Below are 17,547 nucleotides of genomic sequence, written 5' to 3' on the forward strand. Positions count from 1 at the left end.
CCGCCCGAGTTTTGACCTTCAGCGCGTCGGATATCGACCCCGGCTGAGGAGCCACATGGTGGCGATGTCGACCCTGCCCTCCGACCAGCTGTGCTTCCCCACGCGATCATCATGTGACATCAGCGCTGCTGCTACCCAAACGCATTCGCCGCGAATGAAAGATCCCCCACTCCACCCGCCCATGCCGCTGAGGCCGCACGCCGGCCTCGCCCGCCGCCGTCACCCTCTGTGTCTTCCGAACCGATCACGCTGCCGCGCTCGGTCCTGTCGACGAGCATGAGCGCTGGTCGCCCAAGATCGATACACGCGACGTGCCCCCGTTCAGGGTCCGCGTCCTCGGTGTGCGCGCGATATACCGTGATTGCATGGTGTCGGAGGTGCGGCGGGCGTTCAACCAGATGATGGCTGGGCAGGTCGGGCCGTTTCTGCGCGGGCACGGATTCCAGGACCAGAAGAAGGGGCACTTCCTGCGCGTCGTCGACGGCGTCGGCGCGGCCTCCCTGTGGTTTCAGAACTCCAACTATCCCGGGCATGCGCCGTACTACATCAATTTCGGTGCGGGCACGCAGCGCTGGATTGCGTATTCCGGCGGCAGCGTCGAGGCCGGCCTCGGGCAGCTGTCCGGACGCATCGACCCGCCGCCGGAGCTCGCCTTCGCTCCTGGCGCCGACATGTGGATCCTGCGGACGCCGGAGGCGGCGGCCGAGCACGGCGCCGGGGTGTGCCGGACGTTCGACGAGATAGTGTTCCCGCGGCTGGCGGCGCACCTGGAGTACAACGCGGCCCTGGAGGTCGCGGCCGGTCGCGGCACGCCCGGCCAGGAGCCGCCGCGGTGGCGCGGCGTCGTCAACCGGATGATGTACCCGCAGCACCTCGACAACTACTTCGCCTGGCTGCGGGCCGGCCGGGCACCCTAGCGACGTGCTCTGTAAGGGTCGCGTGCCATAGGACTCGACGGTCGCGACCCGCCGCACCCGGTCCGACGATTACCTCGCTGGCGGCGACCTTGCCGGAGGCAGTGCGCAGCGGTGCGCCCCCAGCAGCCGGTCCGTCGCGCCGAGGATCGTGCTCGTAGGACCGCAATCGCGCCTACCGATCTTTGGATGGTGATCTTGGTTTCCGCTCATGCCGCTGGCACGAGGTGCGGGCTGTGGCCGGCGGTCGTCACTGTTCGTGCCGATGGCCGGGCCGTTGGTTCTGAGCCGTGCTGCGGCTCTTCCCGCACTGCCGGTTGGTCGAGTCGCGCTCTTCTACCGGTTGGTGCGTTGGACGGGGAGCCAGCTGGTGAGCATGGGGATCAGGGTGGACACCAGAGGCTCGCCGAAGACGCAGAGCGTCTGTTCCCACGGGTGGCCGAACGTGCCGGTGTTCATGTCTTCGGTGAGGAAGATGTAGTAGTCGCCATTGGGGAAGACGTCCATCTGCCACTGCGGATCCGGCTGGCACGCGAACCGGTGCGGCCAGAACCGGTATGTCTGGTGCTGCCAGTCCAGCACGACGAGGCTAGTACCGGGTTCGAGAACGCGGGCCAGCGCGAGCAGGGTGAGGCTGTTGACCGCGGCCACGCCAGCGGTGAACTCCGGGTGGCTGCGGGCGGCGAAGATGGGACTGAGGTCGACGGTGACCGACGGCGCTGGCTCGGTGATGGCAGGCCAGGAATGCATGCTGGGCCGGAAATCGAATCGCTGGCGGAACGGCGTCCAGTACGCGTCGTCAGCGTCCATGGAGATCGGGCTCCAGGCCGGCTGTACCGCCGGGCCGAGTTCGGCGACGCGGTCGTCGCCACCGTGGATGATGCCGGCGATCTTCTCCTGGACGGAACGAAGCACGGTGATGGTGTCGCGGTCCGCGAAGCCGGTGTCGGGCGACCAGTCCCGCGACCATCCCAGCGTTTCGCTCGCGAAGGCGAGTTCGGTCGCGAGCAGCAGTCGTCGGCAATCACGGCGCGACATAGGGCTCGCCGTGGCTATGAGACCGGCCAGCCGGGCAACGTCCGATCGCAGTTCGGAGCGATCGGAATAGTCGAGCAGCCCGGTGACCACATCCTTGCTGCCTTCCAGGCGCGTCCACTGCATGACGCCGAGCCGAAGCAGTTCCCGTTCGACCGGAGTGAGCCCAGCCAGATCGACCTGCGCGTCCATGTCCACACTGCCGATCATGCAGTATCGCGGGACGTCGCGGCGCACGCATTGGCCGCGATCAGGGACTTGACGTTCGCGCCCGGTGACCACGAGTGGCCGGCGCCGAGCGCCTCCTCGTCACCGAGGGTGCGGTCCACAAGCACATCCGCAGCATCTTCGCCAAGCTGGACCTGCTCCCGACGGACCGGGTCGACCGGCGCGTGACGGCGGTGCTGCGCTACCTGGAAGGCGCCCGCTGAGCGGCGTCCAGCCCGAGTTTTGACCTTCAGCGCGTCGGATATCGACCCCGGCTGATCCCGGCGAATCCCGGGCGGGACGGATCGATGATGTCACCGCTCGGGGTGTCCGATCTCACCAACGCTTGTTGCCTCGACGCCCGACGTCATTTCACGACAGCGAAGGTGGGTTCGTGGGGGCGGTGTCAGCACGGGTCGATCATCCGTACGGCCCATGCCACGGTGTTGATCTTCATCTTATGCTCGGCTCTGCTCGCCGGCCGGCCGACACAACCTGACCGTCGGCAGTGTTCGTTGAAACCATGAGCAGGAGCCCACCGATGTCCCAGCAGATGCCAGGTCTGCTTTTCACCCCCAGCGGCCGCGAACCATGACGCGTATGCGCGCGATGTTCCGGCTGACGGGCAAGCCCGGCGTTGACATCTTGCTGATACTGCTGTGGTGGCCGTACGCGGCATCTATTTTCGTCGTGGTCTGGCTGTTCCTTTTCCTTTCCCAGGCGAACCGGCGGGTAGACGAGGCAGATCGCGCTGCCGGGCGACGGTCACGCCTGTCGAACGATGAGAGCGAAGCGTCCGCCCGTGCACGCGCTGCCCATGACCACACCGCGCGGCTTCCGGTCAGGGATGATGATCGCCGAGCCGCGGTTGACGCTGTCACGCGGCGCCTGTCTTCCGACGGTGCGATCACGAACGACAAGCTGGACCAGCTTGCTGACCTGACGCTCGCCATCGGCGCGGCAAGGACACGGGGCGAACTCGCCGCCGTCGTCGGCGTGCCGTTGGAGACGTTCGGCCCGCTCAAGGCCGCTCTGGAGCCCATTTCGGTACGGTGGAAGCGACGAGTTCCAATCGTTGCGGCCACGCTCGGCGTCCTGCTCATGGTCGCCGGTGGGGTTGCTCAGGAGTTCGGCGCAGCATTCCTCGGATCCCTGTCGATCATCGCAGCTGTCGCGGTGTGGACGTGGCGGCGGGCGCGCGGTTCGAGAGTGTGGAAAACCGTGGGGTTCGGGTTCCTCACGTGGGCCATCGCCGTTCCCGTCGCCGCGGCCGTTGCCCCGCCGGAAACACCATCCACCGGGCCGAGGATCGCCTCCTGGTCCGAATGGTGCACGACCTACAGCAACGCCGACGGCTCCCTGAAGGTCGGCCCGCTCGACATCAGACCGGCAGTGCTCGCCGCTGAACGACTCCCCGTGTCGGCCAACCCCATCGCGGCCAGAGAAGTTCGCTACGCCGTCACGTACGTCGGCTCCGATGCTTCTTCGTACGCCCGCTCGAACTCCCACAATCAACGCAGCGCCGCGGAACACATGACCAACGCAGCGGTGGTGATCTGCAAGCCCTAACTGGCCCGCTCGATGTCTCCGCCTCCCCCATCGGTCACGCAGCCGCTGACGGCGACCCCGTCCAGCCCTGCGCACTCCACACCCGGTGCGCAGTCGCCGACCGCGGCACAGCCCGCCACAACACAGACCGACGTTCCCCCTGTCCCGGCGCGCACCCAGCTCGGCGTGACGCCGGGCGCGTTCTGCAAGAAGGCCGACGAAGGCATGTACGGCCGATCGGACGCCGGCGCTCTATACCGGTGCACCAGGTCAGGGGCGGGGTCGGACCAGCCGAAGTGGATGCTGGCTGAGTAGGCCACGCCCGACGATGCCGCCGAGCCCGGCACTGCTGGCGCCCGCTTCTGCCGCGAGGCGAGTGCGCCGTCCATGGGAATCCGCCACGGTCAGTACGAGGCCGTTCAAGTGGTGACCGCCGGCCGAGGCTTCCTGTCACGCCGATGAGCGCGCACCGGATCAAGTCCGCCGCCCGTCTCCCGGACCGCGGCCCCAGCGCCACCCATCCACCCGCGACCGGCAGTCCCGGATGCAGGGCGTGCGCTCGTCTCCCGCAACGCGGTGTCGCATGACGAGGTGCCCCGGCGGGCGGCGGGTAGCCGTAGACGCGCCGGCTGGCTTTCTCCCCTGGTGCGCGAGCTGCAGGTGGTGCCCGACCTGGAACGCCACGGCTGGCGCCGCCGCTGGCCGCTGGACCTGGCCCGCCACGAGAACCACTGGGGCACCCAACCGTCGCGCTGGAAAATGGTCGGGCGGACGGTGATCCGATCCGGGCGTTGCCCGCGACAGTGGAGGCATGGAAGAGCCACCGCCGAGCGACGCCGACCTGCTGGCGCGGGTCGGCGCCGGTGACGAACATGCGCTGCGGGAGCTGGTCGGGCGGCACTCGGCCTGGCTGCTGCTGCGGTTGCGGCGGCGCACGCCCGACGAGGAGCTGGCCGCCTCGGCGGTGCAGGACACGTTCGTCGCCGTGTGGCGCAATGCCGGGCGGTATCGCGGGGACGGTGACGTCGGCGCGTGGCTGTGGGGCATCGCGATCCGGCAGCTCGTGTCGCGGTTGCGGCAGCGGCAGGGCGCGACGCCGGTCAGCCAGCAGGTGATCGCCGCCCTGTCGCCCAGCCTGCGCAGCGCCGAGGACGAGCTGCTGGTCGCGGTCGAGCACGGGGACCTCGCGGCGGCCCTGCTCGGGCTGTCGCCGGAGCTGCGCCAGGCGCTGCAGGTGACCGTGCTCGACGGGCTCAGTACCAAGGAAGCCGCGCTGTTGCTCGGGGTGCCGCAGGGGACCGTGAAGAGCCGGGTGCGCCTGGCCAAGGCCCGGATGCGGCAGCTGCTGATGGGGGGACTGGCATGAGCTGGCACGTCGACGAGGTGACCTGGCGGCGCTACGCGGACGGGCGGCTCGACCCGGTGGCCGAGGCGGCCGTGGAGCAGCACGTGACGTCCTGCCCGCAGTGCCGGGGGGCCGCCCGCGCGCTGGTGCGGGACGTGGAGCCGCTCTGGCGGGCGGTGCACGCGGAGATCACCCGGCCGCGGCGGCCCTGGCCGTACCGAATCCTCGCCCGTCTCGGCGTCCCGGAGACCGACCTGGTCGTCGTGGGTGCCGCCCGCGACCTGCTGCTGTCCTGGTCGGTCGCGGTCGGCGCCGCTGTCCTGTGCGCCGTCGTCACCGGCATGGCGCCAGTGCACCTGCCCGGAGGGCCGCCGGCGCTGTTCCTCATGCTTGCGCCGCTGATCCCGATGCTGGCCGTGGTGGCGACGTACGACGCCACCGACCCGTTCCGCGAGGTCACCAGTACCACACCCTTCTCCAAGCTGCGCCTGGCGCTGCTGCGCACCGTCGCCGCGCTCACCGCGGCGGTCCCGCTGACCGTGGCGGTCGCCCTGGTCGTGCCGGCCCTGCACGGCTACTTCGCCATCTGGCTGCTGCCGGGGCTGGCGCTCACCGTCGCCACGCTGATCCTGCTGACCTGGCTCACCGCCTGGATCGCCAGCGCAGTCGTCGGTGCCGGCTGGCTCGTCGCCGAGGCGGCCGCTGCCGGGACCGGCGGCATCGGCGCCGTCGCCACCCCCGCCGGCCAGGCCGGGTTTGCCCTCGCTGTGATCGTCCTCGGCCTCGTGCTCGTTCACCTCACCAACTCCCGACACGCCCGGAGGGTCGCCCGATGACCGCCACCCTGGACGCCGTTTCCAAGACATTCGGCCGTACGGCCGCGCTACACCCGACCACGTTGCGCCTCGACGCCGGCGTGATCGGCCTGCTCGGGCCCAACGGCGCGGGCAAGACGACGCTGCTGCGCATCCTGTCCAGTGCCCTGGCCCCGAGCACCGGCACGGTCACCGTGGCCGGGCACGAGGTCACCGGCACCCAGGCCGAGCGCACCGAGGCCCGCCGCCGGATCGGCTACCTGCCGCAGGAGGTCACCTTTCCCCGCGGCATGACCTCGTTCGGGTTCCTCGACTACATCGCCGTGCTCAAGGAGTGGGGCGACACCGAGCGAAGGCACGCGGAGGTACGCCGGGTGCTCGCCCTGGTCGGCCTGGCCGAACGGGCCACGGTCAAGGTGCGCGCGCTGTCCGGCGGGCAGCGGCGGCGCCTGGCGATCGCCCAGGCGCTGCTCGGCGACCCCGCGCTGCTGATCCTCGACGAGCCCACCACCGGCCTGGACCCCGAGCAGCGGGCGTCGCTGCGCGGCCTGCTCTCCGGCCGGCCGGGCACCGTACTGATCTCGACCCACCAGACCGAGGACGTGTCGGCGCTGTGCGACCGCGTCGTCGTGCTGGACGGCGGCCGGGTCCGCTTCGACGGCAGCGTGCCGGAGTTGCTCGCCAGCGCCGCCGGCCGCGTGCACCAGGGCGCCACCGCCAGCCCCGGCGCCGTGCAGACCTGGAAGACCGGAACCGGGCTCATCCGGTCCGTCGGCGGGCAGCCCGGGCCCGGCGCCTCCGCCGTCGAGCCGACGGTCGAGGACGCCTACCTCCTACTCAGAAGCGCCACTCCCGAAGGAGCTGCGGCATGACCACGACCGCGCGACCCGCCGCCTCGATGCTCGGCGTTCTGGCCCGGCAGGAGATCCGCCACTACCTCGGCGCCAAGCTCTTCTGGCTCGGCGCGGCCCTGCTCGTCGCCGTCTGCGTGGCCGACTTCCTCAACCCGGACGCGACCAACGGCGCCGACGACTACTCGTCCTCGGCCATGGGCATGATCGCCCCGTCCGCCCTGCTCGGCGTCCTCGGCCTCATCGTCATGGCCGGCCTGGCCCGGCGATCCGACCGGGCCGCGGCCGCCGCCGGGTCGGTCGCCGTGCCCGAACGCACCCGGACCCTGGCGCTGGCGACGGCCGCGGTCGTGCCCCTCGGCGTCGCGTTGCTGTGGTACGCCGCGGCCCTGGCGCAGTACCACATCCATCCGCCCGCGCCGTCGACCGTCCCGTTCGGGCCCATGACCGACGGCCACGTGTTCGCCGTGATGTTCGCGCTCGGCGTGGTGCCGGCGGTGAGCGGCCCGATCCTCGGGCTGCTCCTGGCCCGCTGGCTGCCCGGCCGCGGGGTGACGCCGCTCGCGGTCGTGCTGGTCGTGCTGGTCACCATCCTCATGCAGGGCAACTTCCAGGCGACGTGGCACTGGCGGGTGGTCTGGCCGTGGACGTACTGGTACGGCCCGGTCGGCTGGAACACCGGCACCGGGCAGTGGATGGCGCTGCCCGGCTCGCCTGAGGCGTGGATCGCCTATCTGCTCGCGGTGTGCGCGCTCGGCGTTCTCGGCACGCTCTACCACGACCCGGAGTCCAACCGGACCCGACTGCGCCTGGCGATCGGTGCGACCGTCACCGTCGCGGTGCTGGCGCTCGTGCTCACGATGACGCTCGGCCTGCCCGAAGCGGTCGCCAACTCGATCGTGGGAGCCAGCGGCTGATGCTGCGCCACGCCGCCCGGGCGGTCCCGTGGACCCTGGTCGCGATGGCCTCGCTGCTGCTGTTCGGGCTGTTCGAGGCGGTGCGGTACGACAACTGGACGCTCTGGCCCCTGCAGGGCACAGCCGTCGGGCTGCTCGCCGGCGCGGTCGGCTGGTGTCTCGACGAACCGGCAGCCGCCGTCGTCGACCCGGCACCCCGGGGACTGGCCTGGCGCACGATCGCCCGCGGCAGCGGCATCGCCGTGCTGCTGGCCGCCTGGGCCGCGGCCGTCTGGTGGGCCCGGGCCGAGCTCTACGGCCACCCCTGGGCGGTGTTCGCCCAGGGCCTGGCCGCCGCGGCGGTCGCGGCCGCCTGGGTCACCTGGCGCCGCGCGGCCGGTGAGGCCACCCCGGGCCAGCGGTGGGCGGTGACCGTCGTTCCGACGGTCACCGCCTGGGCCCTCGTCCGGCCGCTGGAACAGCACGTTCCGGTGTTCCCCTACGCCTTCGGCGGCGACTACGGCAACTGGACCGTCAGCAGCACCGGCTGGGCCGTCGCCGGCGGGGCGGCCGCCCTCGCGCTCGCCGCCACCCTACTGCGGGACGGCCGGCCCTGACGCTACGGCGGGGCCGGCAGGTCGGGGCCGAGGATCATCGCCAGCTCGCGCTGGGTCCGCACGCCGATTGCCGCGAAGGATCTGAGCGCCCAGCCCTGCGCGACCAGGAACCCCGACGTCGTCTTTCATGGCGTCACCGAGCTTCTGCAGGGCGCGGGTTGGCCAATAATCCGCACGCGACAACGGGCTGAACAATGTCCGCACATGCCGCGATCCGATCGCGACGGAGCGTCACGGCGCGCCGTCACGACAGTTCGCGGACATGCCGATGTGCGCGCATCCAGGGCAACCGTCCAATCCAGTACCCGGGGAGGCCGGCCACGCAGTCCGTCTGCGGAAGCGCGGCGGCGAGCAGTTCGGCAACCTCGATCAGCGCGCAGGTGGCCGATCGCGGCGTGGAACTGACGCCAGGCGGGCCACAGCGGCGCGTAGGTCCTGTTGGAGTTGTTCGTCATGGCGGACGACGCCATTGCTGCCATGGGTCGCGATCCGCCGGTCGCGTTCGGCGAGAGTGGTCAGTGCCGGCAGCGCGTCGGTCGCGTGGAGATCGACGATGAGCTCGAGCGCCTCGGCGCAGTACAGTTCGTCGGCCTCGATGACGGCGACGAGCGCGGGTACGAGGTCGGCAATCGGGGTGCCGATTCCGGCCAGCAGCCGCGCCGCCGGCACCAGGGCGTCGGCGGCGGGATCGACCAGGCCGCGGAGCGCGGCGATCAGATCGGTGACTGGCGAGTCCGTGTGCGCCGCCGGGTCGGCGACGGCTGCGGCGAGTTCCGGTGCGCCGGCGATCAGTTCCTGCGCGAGGTCCACCGCTGCCACGGCGGGCTGGCGACCGGCGGCGAGCAGGGCGGTGACGGTCGGCAGCACCCGAGCCGCGTCGCCGGTAGCCCGCCAGATGATCCGAGCGGCCGCGACCTGGAGGTCGCGGCTGAACCTGTTGCGTGCGGCCTTGCCGTGCACGTATCGCTGCAGCCCGGGGACCAACAACCCGAGGGCCGGACCGGCATCGGCTGCCTGCCGCAGCGCCGCATCAAGGTCGGAGTCCGGTTCGGCCACCCGTGGCTGCAGAATGCTGACGAGTTCGGTGGCGTCGCCGGTACGCTGCCAGACCTCGACCGCCGAGCGGACGTGCCCGCCCTTCGCCCAGTGCCGCAACTGCTCCACGCTCGGCTCCGGGGTCGCCGCACCGATTCGATCCAGCGCGTCGCGTACCGAATCTGCAGCGAGACTCCGGGCAGCGCGCAGATCCTCGTCAGCTTCGCGGGCCTGACCGCGCCACCAGCCAATGAGCGTGACGAGCCCGTCGAGCTCACCGCCCGGTGCGCCAGCTGCGACGAGGGCCCGTAACCGCTGGCGGGCTGCTGCCAATACCCGCGGGTCGAAAGGGATCCCGTTGTGCGGCGGGAACGCCTTGTGCCCGGCCGCCCACGCGGCACCGACCGGGGTCAGCCAGCGCGGATCGCCAGCACGCATCAACGCCACGATGGCAACCGCTTCAGGTGTACTTGCGGCAGCGCCGGCCACCGCTGGGAAGCCGGCCGCGATGTGGGCCAGGTCGTCGGCGTAACTGTCGGCGGCAGCACCGGCATCCCGCAGCGCCGCGACGGCGGCGAGCCGCACCGGCTGAGCCGGATCGTGCAACAGTGGGCCAAGCAGTGGCACGAGACGAGCCGGCGCCGACCGGTACACGGCGCACCGCCGCCCGATCATCCAGGCACCGATTTCGCGCTGCGCCGACGACTCGGCCCTGACCAACGTACCGAGCAACTCGTCGGCGAGACCGTCGTCGGCGCAGACCGCGAGTTCCTCGGACACCTCCGCGTACTGGCGCTGCCACGGGTGGTCGAGCTCCACCGCATCCTCAAGCACTTCGGCGACCCGCCCGATCGCGCCGGCCGGCCATCCGATGCCGTTGCGCACCAACGCAACCGCGGCAGCAGCGAGTACCGATAACGGCGGATCAAGCACCGCAGCGCGCAGCGACGTCGCCGACCCCGCGGGATCGCGCAGACCGATGGCCAGGGCAAGCGACGCCCGGGCCCGCTCGTCGTCCTCGACCCGCCAACGATCCAGCAGCACCTCGGCCGGTCCGTCAGTTTGCGCGACCGCGTACGCAGCCGCGGCCCGCACACCAGGATCTGCATCGGCCAGCAGCGGTACGAGCGCCGCTCCGCCTGCCACGACCGCTCCCCGCACCGAGCCGGCCGTCGGCCCGTGCGCCTGATACGGATCGGCCAGCCCACCAACCAGCAACACCAGACCGGCGCGGTGCCACGGCGCCGCAACCGCCAGCCGGATCAGAAACGGCACCGCGGCGGCCGTCGCCGGGTAGACACTGCCCTGGTGAAACAGGCTGGAGTACAACTCCCCGACCGCCGCACCCGCCTCGTGCTCATCGGGACCGGCTGCCGCCCGTAGCAGGCGTGGTACGTCGTCGGCATTGCCGTACGCGTGGTTGAGTACCGCCCAGTTGATCTCGTCCAGCCGGTCGAACACAGCGGAACTCTAGAGTACGACCACACCGCGTCGAACAACTGGCGCTGGTCGGCGCAAACCCGACTCCAGGCTCGCGCCGCGGCGTCGAGCGCCAATGCCACGAGCAGCCCGTCGCCTGCGAATCCAGCGCCATGAACGCGAACGGCGATCCAGCGGCGCACGAACGAGAATTCCTCCCGCCGTCGCCGGGCGCAAGCCGCTCTGCGCGCTATCGATCTGCTTGACGCATGCGCGCTCGTAGCCGATGAGCGGGCATCCGATCTTTGCACTCGTGCGCTGTTGCTGGCCGCGTAGCGATCGCACGGTACGTGGGTGGCAATCATGCCTGTATGCCGTGCGCCGCCTACGGAGCAGCAGGAGTCAGCAGCGCTCTGATCGCGCGCAGCTCGGCGGGTGCCAGCAGGTCGGTCGCGTCGAACGTCGCGATCCACTCGCGGAGAGCGGGCGTCCTGTCCGCCAACTGACGTTCCACGTCCTCCGCGACTGTCGGCTCCTGCTGGTGCTCGCGCCAGTTGCCCTGGTCGGGGTCGTAGACCCAGGCGTGCCCGGCATGCGCCGCTGCGCCGCGCCACCCGGCCGCGTAGTCATCGATGATGGCGTGGTCCGTCGCGCCGGCGATGTGCAACAGCATCGCGGAGATCATGCCGGTGCGGTCCCGGCCTCCCGCGCAGTGCACGAGCACTGCCCCGTCTGCCCGGGCGACCGCGCGCAGAGCGGCGGAGATGCGGTCGGGGGCAAGCCGGGCATTGTCGGCCCAGCAGCGCGGATGATCCAGGAACGGCCCGCAGACCCGGAGGAACTCGGTGTCGTCAGGGTCTTCGGTCGGCGCCGGCACGAAGACCAGGCCCTGCAGCGACTCGGCGCTGATGATCGGATGTTCTGCTCGACGCTGCGTCTCAGCCGGTGCGTTCCGCAGGTCTACCACCGTGCGCACGCCCGCCGCCTTCGCCGCAGCCCACCCTTCATCGGTCAGGTGCTCTGGCGCCGCCGAACGGAACACCTTCCCGAACGGCGTGCAGCCGCCGACGCGCAACGCTCGACCACCCAGGTCGCGCACGTTCCGGCCACCCGACCAGTGCAACACGTCCATCATCGCCTCCGCTCAAACGACTTCCATGCCGTTCATATGGGCGCTTGGTCACGCTAGGATCAACAGAGTACGGCGCACGCTCGTGCCGCCGACCATGCGCGCGGCGTCCCGAAAGGCCGTCACCTCAGAGCTGGCCGGCGACGAGCCGCATCCGGTGGTCCAGCCGGCGGCTGATGCCGGCCACGAAGTCGTCGCGCAGCGGGGTGGGTGCTCCGCAATCGGCAAGGGTACGAGGACGCGTTCCAGATCGATCTGAGCGCGCCGTAGTCAATCACGACGTTGGCCATCGCAAGCACGTCAACGACGTACCAGTCCGTAGACAGCAGCCTCGGGTTCGAGATCGAGCTAGAGGCGGCGCAGGTGGGTGACGGCGCTGTCGTGGTTGCGCGACAGGCCGGCGGACAGGCCGTGGGTGGCGAGGAAGCCCGAGGTGTGCCGTTCCCCGCTGTCGGCGTCCTCCCAGGTGCCCGGCGGCAGGAACGGCAGGCGGGCCGGGGGCGCCGGCTCGCCGTAGCGATGGCCGTCGAGAAACTGGAACACCGCCGCCTCGTAGGCGGAGGCGGGGGCGGACAGGTAGGCCAGGGCCGGGGCGCTCGACGTGGCGGGGGAGCGCAGCCGGTACAGCTCGCCGTGCTGGACGATCGGGCGGATGCGCTTGTACTGCGCGATGAGCGAGGCCGCCGTCGCCTGCTCGTCGAGGGTCCACCGTGGCAGGTCGCCGCCGATGCCGAGGACGCCGGCCATGGCCACGTGGAAGCGGAAGCGCAGCGGCAGGCGGTTGCCGGTCAGGAAGTTCGGGGCGTCGGTCACCCAGGCGGTCATGGCGCGGGCGGGGTACAGCTGGGAGAACCCCTCCTGGATGTGCAGCCGGTCGCTGGCGTCGGTGTTGTCGCTCGGCCACACCTGGTCGGTGCGGGCCAGGATGCCGAGGTCGACGCGGCCGCCACCCGAGGCGCAGGACTCGAAGCGGACGCCCGGGTGGTCGCGGCGGAGCCGGTCGAGGACGGCGTAGAGGTTGCGGGCGTGGGCGGTGGACCACAGCAGTGGCCCGCGGGGGCCGGGGTCGGTCACCGGGCGGTTCATGTCCCACTTGACGAAGGCGATGTCGTGCTCGGTGAGCAGCGCGTCGAGCCAGCCGTGGACCCAGGCCGCGACCTCCGGCCGGCCCAGGTCGAGCACGAGCTGGTGGCGCAGCTCGTGGCGGGGGTAGCCGGGGGAGGCGTAGACCCAGTCGGGGTGGGCGCGGTACAGGTCGCTGTCCGGGTTGACCGCCTCCGGCTCGACCCAGATGCCGAAGCGCATGCCGAGGTCGGTGACGCGCTTGACGAGGGGGCCCAGGCCGTTGGGGAAGCGGGTGGGGTTGGGCAGCCAGTCGCCCAGCCCGGCGTTGTCGGACAGGCGCGCGCCGAACCAGCCGTCGTCCATGACGAACAGCTCGCAGCCCAGCGCCGCGGCCCGCTCGGCCAGGGCCATCTGGTTGGCCTCGTCGAGCAGGAAGCCGGTCGCCTCCCAGGAGTTGTAGAGCACCGGGCGTAGCTCGTCGCCGTGCGGCAGGACACAGGCGCGCACATAGCGGTGCCAGGCCCGGCTGGCCGCCCCGAAGCCGGCGTCGGTCCACAGTCCGCACGATTTCGGAGCTTCATATGTCGTACCGCGGGCAAGCACCGCCACCGGCTCCTCGTGCCCGGCGCCGACGTTGGCCACCACCCGCCCGCCCGGCAGCCGCTGCACGTCGATGCGCCAGGTGCCGGACCACGCCAGCGCCGCCGTCCAGACCTCGCCGGCCGTCTCCGTGGCGGTGCCGTCGTCGAGGGCGATCCACGGGTTGGCCATCGGGCTGGTGGTGGTGCGCCTGCTGCCGAGGCGCACGACGCCGTCGGGCAGGGCGGTCCGCTCGACGCGGCTGTCGGCGCCCCACCGGCCGTGCAGGGTGCCCAGCCGGTAGCCTTCGCGCGGCGGCGGGCACCAGGCCGCGCTGTCGGCCCGCAGCACCTCGACCGGCTCGTCCGAGGCGAGCTCGGCCCAGCGCTCGATGACGTCGTGGCCGTCGGCGACGCGGTAGTGCAGGGTCAGCCGCAGCGGGCGGGTCAGCTCGGTGTAGCGCAGCCGCAGGTGGCCCTCGCCGGTCTCCGCGCCGTCGAAGACCCAGCGGACCGTGCGGCTGCCGTCCGGGAAGCGCAGGGCGAGGGCCGGTTCGACGAAGCGCATTCCCGTGTCGGACGGGTACTCCTCGCGCCCGTCGACGTGGCTCTCCCAGCTGCCGCGCTGCGGGTCGGCCGGCACCGCGGCCAGGGCGACCGCCGTCTCGTCGTCGACCGGGGCGCCCCAGTGCACGGCGAGCGGCACGTCCTCGCCGCCGAGGGAGATGCCGAGGGAGATGACGTACGCGCTGCGCGGGGTGCGCAGCACCCACACCCCGGGCGCCGGCTCGGCGACGTGCGGTAAGGCCATCAGACGTTCGTAGCATCCTTACCGGCGTCGGGTCGAGACCCGAGCCCGGCGAAGGCGGCGCCGAGCAGCGCCGAACGCTCCGTGTCGCTGACCGGGCGGGCCGGCACCGGCAGCGCGAGGGCCGGCTCGATGAGGTCCCAGGCGCCGGTCATCGAGCCGCCGACGACGACCATCTCGGCGCCGAAGCGGCCCAGCCACTCGGTGAGCAGCCGGCCCAGGATGCCGAACGCGGCGTCGACCACCTCGCGGGCGTCGCGGTCGCCGCCGCGGGCCCGGGCGGCCAGCTCGCGCATGCCGTCGACCGTGGTGCCGGTGCGGGCCAGGTAGCCGCGCACCAGGGCGCGGTCGGACACCAGGTCCTCGATGGGCACGCCGTCCACGTCACAGAAGTGGATCTCGCCGTCCAGCGGGACGTCGGGGCCGGTGGAGACGACCTCGCCGTCGGCCAGCCAGGACGAGCCGATGCCGGTGCCGAGCGTGATGGCCACGGCCCGGCGGGTGCCGGCGGCCGCGCCGTCGACCCACTCGCCGAGCAGGAACGCGTCGGCGTCGTTGACGAACGTGAACGCGGACGGCTCGGCCGGGATCGCCGCGGCGAGGGCCTCGCGCAGGTTCACGCCGTGCAGCTGGTCGAACTTGCTGACGCCCTCGTGCAGGGAGACGCCGGCGACGTAGTCGAACGGGCCCGGGAAGGCCACCGCCCAGCGGTCGGCGGGGCCGGGCAGCAACCGTTTCGCCGCGTCCGCGAGGGCCCCGACGATGGTGTGCGCGTCCTGGGCCGGATCCAGCGGGTGCCGCTGGCGGTCGAGGATGCGGTGACCGGAGCCCGTGAACTCGACGGAGCCGGCGGTGACGTGGCTGCCACCGATCTCGAGCACCCGCACGGGGTGGGAAGCGGAAACGGTGGACTGCACGCCGGTAACGGTATCGCACGCCCTTGCGGGCGTTGCGGGATCGGTACCGACCGCGCAACGCCCGCCGGGTGACGTCAGTGGTGCTTGCCGAGGCTGAAGAGCACGATGATGAGGGCGATGACCACCACGGCGCTGATGATGGCCAGGGCGATCTTGCCGGCGCTGTACGGCCGCTCGCCGGCGACCTCGCCGGTGACGCCGTTGACCTGGATGTTGTAGGTCTTGCCGGCGTAGAGGTACGCGGCGATCCAGACCGGCAGCAGCATGAGCTTGAAGGTCACGTCGTTGTACTGCGTGTGCATCCGGTCGACGCGCTGCTCGTCGCCGCCGATGTCGTCGCGGCAGTCGTGCTCGATGATGGGCTGCATCTTGTGCTTGGCCGAGTCGAGGCCGGACTCCGGCTCGACGTCGTAGCGCAGCGTCTCGTGGCCGGCGAGGTACTCCGGCCGGTACGGCTGCGCGTCCGGCAGCGGCCACGGATCCAGCGTCTCGAGGTGCTTCTGCGGGACCCTGGTGGTCCCGGTCACCAGCACGTCGTCGAACGTGCGGGCGACGGTGCCGGAGGCGTAGTACCACCGCGTCTTCTGCACCTCGCGGGTCTTCGTCTCACCGTTCTCGGTGTACGTCTCGGTGACCCAGTAGTGCTCGCCGCGCTGACCCTCGTAGTCGGTCACCGTGTTGGAGTCGTACGTCCAGTGCGGCAGGTACATGCTCTTGGCCGTCTCCGCCTCCGACACCTTCTTCAGGCCGGACGGGGCGAACCAGCGCGACTTGGCCCACGCGCCCAGCGCCTCGCGCAGCTGCCGCTTGTCGACCGTGAAGGGCAGCACCGCCTCCGGCACGACCAGGTCCTGGGCGCTGACCTCGGCGACCACCGGGGCACTGCAGAAGCGGCACCGGTCGGAGATCGCGTCGCTCTCCGTCTGCGCGCCGCAGTTGCGGCACACGAAGACGTACTTGGCCAGCGACGCCACCGGCTTGCGGGGCAGGCTGACGAAGCTGAGGTAGTCGTGCTCGCGCACGCGCGCCCCGGTGGTCTCCAGGACGGTCGTGTGCCCGCAGTACGGGCACTTGAGCGCGTTGGCGCCGGGGGCGAACTCGACGTTGGCGCCGCACCCGGCGCAGGGGTACTGACTTTGCGACATGGTTCCAATCAGCCCATCGGAGGAAGCGGCGGGGGAACGGCGCCGAAGAGCGCGCCGAGCTCGGGGACCTGCGCGGCGGCGGTCCAGGCGGCCATGCCGTTCTTCCACACCAGCGTGTCGCGGCTGATCGCGCCCGCCTGCACCTGGCCGGCGAGGGCGTTGCGGTCGAACGGGCCGGCCTGCGCGCCGTTGATGGCGGCGAACCACTGCTCCGGCTGCGGGATCGGCGGGGGCGCGGCGGCCGGCATCTGCGGCTGCTGCGGCGCGTACCCCGGCTGCTGCGGCGCGTACCCGGGCTGCTGGGCCGGGTAGCCGGGCTGCTGCGGGTAGCCGGGCTGCTGGGGGTACTGGGGCTGCTGCGGCCGCTGTGCGGCGTTCATCGAGGCGGCCACCTGCTGCGCGGCCGCCATGCCCAGGCCCAGGCCGAAGCCCTCGCCCGCGCCGCCCTGGTTGTTGGCCGCCGCCTCCATGGCGTTGGCCGCCTGGAACTTCGTGTACTGGTCCAGGTTGCCCAGCGCACCCATCGAGGTGCGCTTGTCGATGGCCTCCTCGACCTCCGGCGGCAGCGAGATGTTCTCGATGATGAACTTGGGGATCTGGATGCCGTACTCGGCGAGCTCCTGGGTGAGCACCCCGGCGAGCTTCTGGCCGATGAGCAGCTGCTGGGAGACGAGGTCGAGCACCGGCACCTGCGCGGCGGCCAGGGAGGGGCCGAGGTGGCCGACGATGAGCTGGCGCAGGAACTCCGAGACTTCCTCGGTGCGGAACTGCGGGTCGGTGCCGACGAGCTGCTTGAGCAGGTTCTCCGGGTGCACGACCCGCAGCGCGTAGGCACCGAAGGCCCGGATGCGCACCATGCCGAACTCGGCGTCGCGCATCATGATCGGGTTCTGGGTGCCCCACTTGAAGTCGGTGAACTGCCGGGTGTTGACGTAGTAGACCTCGGCCTTCCACGGCGAGTCGAAGCCGTACTTCCAGCCCTTCAGCGTGGACAGGATCGGCATGTTCTGCGTCTGCAGCGTGTAGGTGCCCGGCACGAACACGTCGGCGACCTGGCCCTCGTTGACGAAGACCGCGACCTGCGACTCGCGCACGACGAGCTTGGCGCCCATCTTGATCTCGTTCTGGTAGCGCGGGAACCGCCAGACGATCGTGTCCCGGCTGTCGTCGAGCCACTCGATGATATCGATGAACTCGCCCTTGACCTTGTCCCACAGTCCCAC

The 17,547-nt window shown here is 71.3% G+C and carries 14 protein-coding genes and 2 pseudogenes; 9 read left to right on the top strand and 7 right to left on the bottom strand.

Annotated elements, in window-relative coordinates:
- Positions 1–365 precede the first annotated feature (365 nt).
- Positions 366–917: a DUF4304 domain-containing protein gene (locus ABD352_RS46065; RefSeq protein ID WP_344618955.1), complete on the top strand. Its 552-nt coding sequence runs from the start codon at positions 366–368 to the stop codon at positions 915–917.
- A gap of 333 nt (positions 918–1,250) precedes the next feature.
- On the opposite strand, the gene ABD352_RS46070 is transcribed toward ABD352_RS46065, so the two are convergent.
- Entirely contained in the window at positions 1,251–2,141 is an 891-nt protein-coding gene (locus ABD352_RS46070) for a DUF2716 domain-containing protein (protein ID WP_344619071.1), read from the bottom strand.
- 101 nt (positions 2,142–2,242) lie between these two features.
- Between ABD352_RS46070 and ABD352_RS46075 the strand changes: the two are divergent.
- The 7 genes and pseudogenes from ABD352_RS46075 to ABD352_RS46105 all read left to right on the top strand — a co-directional run.
- Positions 2,243–2,380 (top strand): annotated as a pseudogene (locus ABD352_RS46075) (DNA-binding response regulator); the annotation flags it as partial.
- Between the two features lie 376 nt (positions 2,381–2,756).
- A complete protein-coding gene (locus ABD352_RS46080; RefSeq protein WP_344618956.1) occupies positions 2,757–3,725 on the top strand; it encodes a DUF1707 domain-containing protein in 969 nt (322 codons plus the stop codon).
- A 790-nt stretch (positions 3,726–4,515) separates the two neighbouring features.
- A complete protein-coding gene (locus ABD352_RS46085) occupies positions 4,516–5,070 on the top strand; it encodes an RNA polymerase sigma factor (RefSeq protein ID WP_344618957.1) in 555 nt (184 codons plus the stop codon).
- Positions 5,067–5,885 carry an anti-sigma factor family protein gene (locus ABD352_RS46090; RefSeq protein ID WP_344618958.1) on the top strand — a complete coding sequence of 273 codons (819 nt, stop codon included), beginning with the start codon at positions 5,067–5,069 and terminating at the stop codon, positions 5,883–5,885. The genes ABD352_RS46085 and ABD352_RS46090 overlap by 4 nt, the downstream gene beginning before the upstream one ends.
- Positions 5,882–6,736 carry an ATP-binding cassette domain-containing protein gene (locus tag ABD352_RS46095; protein WP_344618959.1) on the top strand — a complete coding sequence of 285 codons (855 nt, stop codon included), beginning with the start codon at positions 5,882–5,884 and terminating at the stop codon, positions 6,734–6,736. The genes ABD352_RS46090 and ABD352_RS46095 overlap by 4 nt, the downstream gene beginning before the upstream one ends.
- Positions 6,733–7,632 carry a hypothetical protein gene (locus ABD352_RS46100; protein WP_344618960.1) on the top strand — a complete coding sequence of 300 codons (900 nt, stop codon included), beginning with the start codon at positions 6,733–6,735 and terminating at the stop codon, positions 7,630–7,632. Before ABD352_RS46095 ends, ABD352_RS46100 begins: the two co-directional genes overlap by 4 nt.
- Positions 7,632–8,228: a hypothetical protein gene (locus ABD352_RS46105; protein ID WP_344618961.1), complete on the top strand. Its 597-nt coding sequence runs from the start codon at positions 7,632–7,634 to the stop codon at positions 8,226–8,228. The genes ABD352_RS46100 and ABD352_RS46105 overlap by 1 nt, the downstream gene beginning before the upstream one ends.
- Positions 8,229–8,597: 369 nt before the next feature.
- Here ABD352_RS46105 and ABD352_RS46110 read toward each other — a convergent pair whose 3' ends face one another.
- Both ABD352_RS46110 and ABD352_RS46115 read right to left on the bottom strand, forming a co-directional pair.
- Positions 8,598–10,724, bottom strand: a complete 2,127-nt coding sequence (locus ABD352_RS46110; protein WP_344618962.1) for a hypothetical protein — start codon at positions 10,722–10,724, stop codon at positions 8,598–8,600.
- A gap of 343 nt (positions 10,725–11,067) precedes the next feature.
- Complete coding sequence (locus ABD352_RS46115; protein ID WP_344618963.1) at positions 11,068–11,814, bottom strand: tyrosine-protein phosphatase; 747 nt, start codon at positions 11,812–11,814, stop codon at positions 11,068–11,070.
- Between the two features lie 198 nt (positions 11,815–12,012).
- On the opposite strand from ABD352_RS46115, the pseudogene ABD352_RS57880 reads away from it, so the two are divergent.
- Positions 12,013–12,081: pseudogene (locus ABD352_RS57880) on the top strand (DUF6334 family protein); the annotation flags it as partial.
- 78 nt (positions 12,082–12,159) lie between these two features.
- Here the strand turns inward: ABD352_RS57880 and ABD352_RS46120 are convergent.
- The 4 genes from ABD352_RS46120 to ABD352_RS46135 form a co-directional block, all read right to left on the bottom strand.
- Entirely contained in the window at positions 12,160–14,265 is a 2,106-nt protein-coding gene (locus tag ABD352_RS46120; RefSeq protein ID WP_344618964.1) for an alpha-galactosidase, read from the bottom strand.
- Positions 14,265–15,179 carry an ROK family protein gene (locus tag ABD352_RS46125; RefSeq protein ID WP_344618965.1) on the bottom strand — a complete coding sequence of 305 codons (915 nt, stop codon included), beginning with the start codon at positions 15,177–15,179 and terminating at the stop codon, positions 14,265–14,267. The genes ABD352_RS46120 and ABD352_RS46125 overlap by 1 nt, the downstream gene beginning before the upstream one ends.
- A 74-nt stretch (positions 15,180–15,253) precedes the next feature.
- Positions 15,254–16,324 carry a hypothetical protein gene (locus ABD352_RS46130; protein ID WP_344618966.1) on the bottom strand — a complete coding sequence of 357 codons (1,071 nt, stop codon included), beginning with the start codon at positions 16,322–16,324 and terminating at the stop codon, positions 15,254–15,256.
- An 8-nt stretch (positions 16,325–16,332) separates the two neighbouring features.
- The gene (locus ABD352_RS46135) at positions 16,333–17,547 is read right to left on the bottom strand and encodes an SPFH domain-containing protein (RefSeq protein ID WP_344618967.1); all 1,215 of its coding nucleotides are present in this window, start codon (positions 17,545–17,547) and stop codon (positions 16,333–16,335) included.

The sequence above is a fragment of the Dactylosporangium salmoneum genome (assembly GCF_039532525.1).
Taxonomy (GTDB): Bacteria; Actinomycetota; Actinomycetes; order Mycobacteriales; family Micromonosporaceae; genus Dactylosporangium; species Dactylosporangium salmoneum.

What these genes read in the sequence shown, in the direction of transcription:
- ABD352_RS46065 (WP_344618955.1), top strand. Translation starts at nt 366, where the DNA reads ATGGTGTCGGAGGTGCGGCGGGCGTTCAACCAGATGATGGCTGGGCAG.
- ABD352_RS46070 (WP_344619071.1), bottom strand. Translation starts at nt 2,141, where the DNA reads ATGGACGCGCAGGTCGATCTGGCTGGGCTCACTCCGGTCGAACGGGAA.
- ABD352_RS46080 (WP_344618956.1), top strand. Translation starts at nt 2,757, where the DNA reads ATGCGCGCGATGTTCCGGCTGACGGGCAAGCCCGGCGTTGACATCTTG.
- ABD352_RS46085 (WP_344618957.1), top strand. Translation starts at nt 4,516, where the DNA reads ATGGAAGAGCCACCGCCGAGCGACGCCGACCTGCTGGCGCGGGTCGGC.
- ABD352_RS46090 (WP_344618958.1), top strand. Translation starts at nt 5,067, where the DNA reads ATGAGCTGGCACGTCGACGAGGTGACCTGGCGGCGCTACGCGGACGGG.
- ABD352_RS46095 (WP_344618959.1), top strand. Translation starts at nt 5,882, where the DNA reads ATGACCGCCACCCTGGACGCCGTTTCCAAGACATTCGGCCGTACGGCC.
- ABD352_RS46100 (WP_344618960.1), top strand. Translation starts at nt 6,733, where the DNA reads ATGACCACGACCGCGCGACCCGCCGCCTCGATGCTCGGCGTTCTGGCC.
- ABD352_RS46105 (WP_344618961.1), top strand. Translation starts at nt 7,632, where the DNA reads ATGCTGCGCCACGCCGCCCGGGCGGTCCCGTGGACCCTGGTCGCGATG.
- ABD352_RS46115 (WP_344618963.1), bottom strand. Translation starts at nt 11,814, where the DNA reads ATGGACGTGTTGCACTGGTCGGGTGGCCGGAACGTGCGCGACCTGGGT.
- ABD352_RS46120 (WP_344618964.1), bottom strand. Translation starts at nt 14,265, where the DNA reads ATGGCCTTACCGCACGTCGCCGAGCCGGCGCCCGGGGTGTGGGTGCTG.
- ABD352_RS46130 (WP_344618966.1), bottom strand. Translation starts at nt 16,324, where the DNA reads ATGTCGCAAAGTCAGTACCCCTGCGCCGGGTGCGGCGCCAACGTCGAG.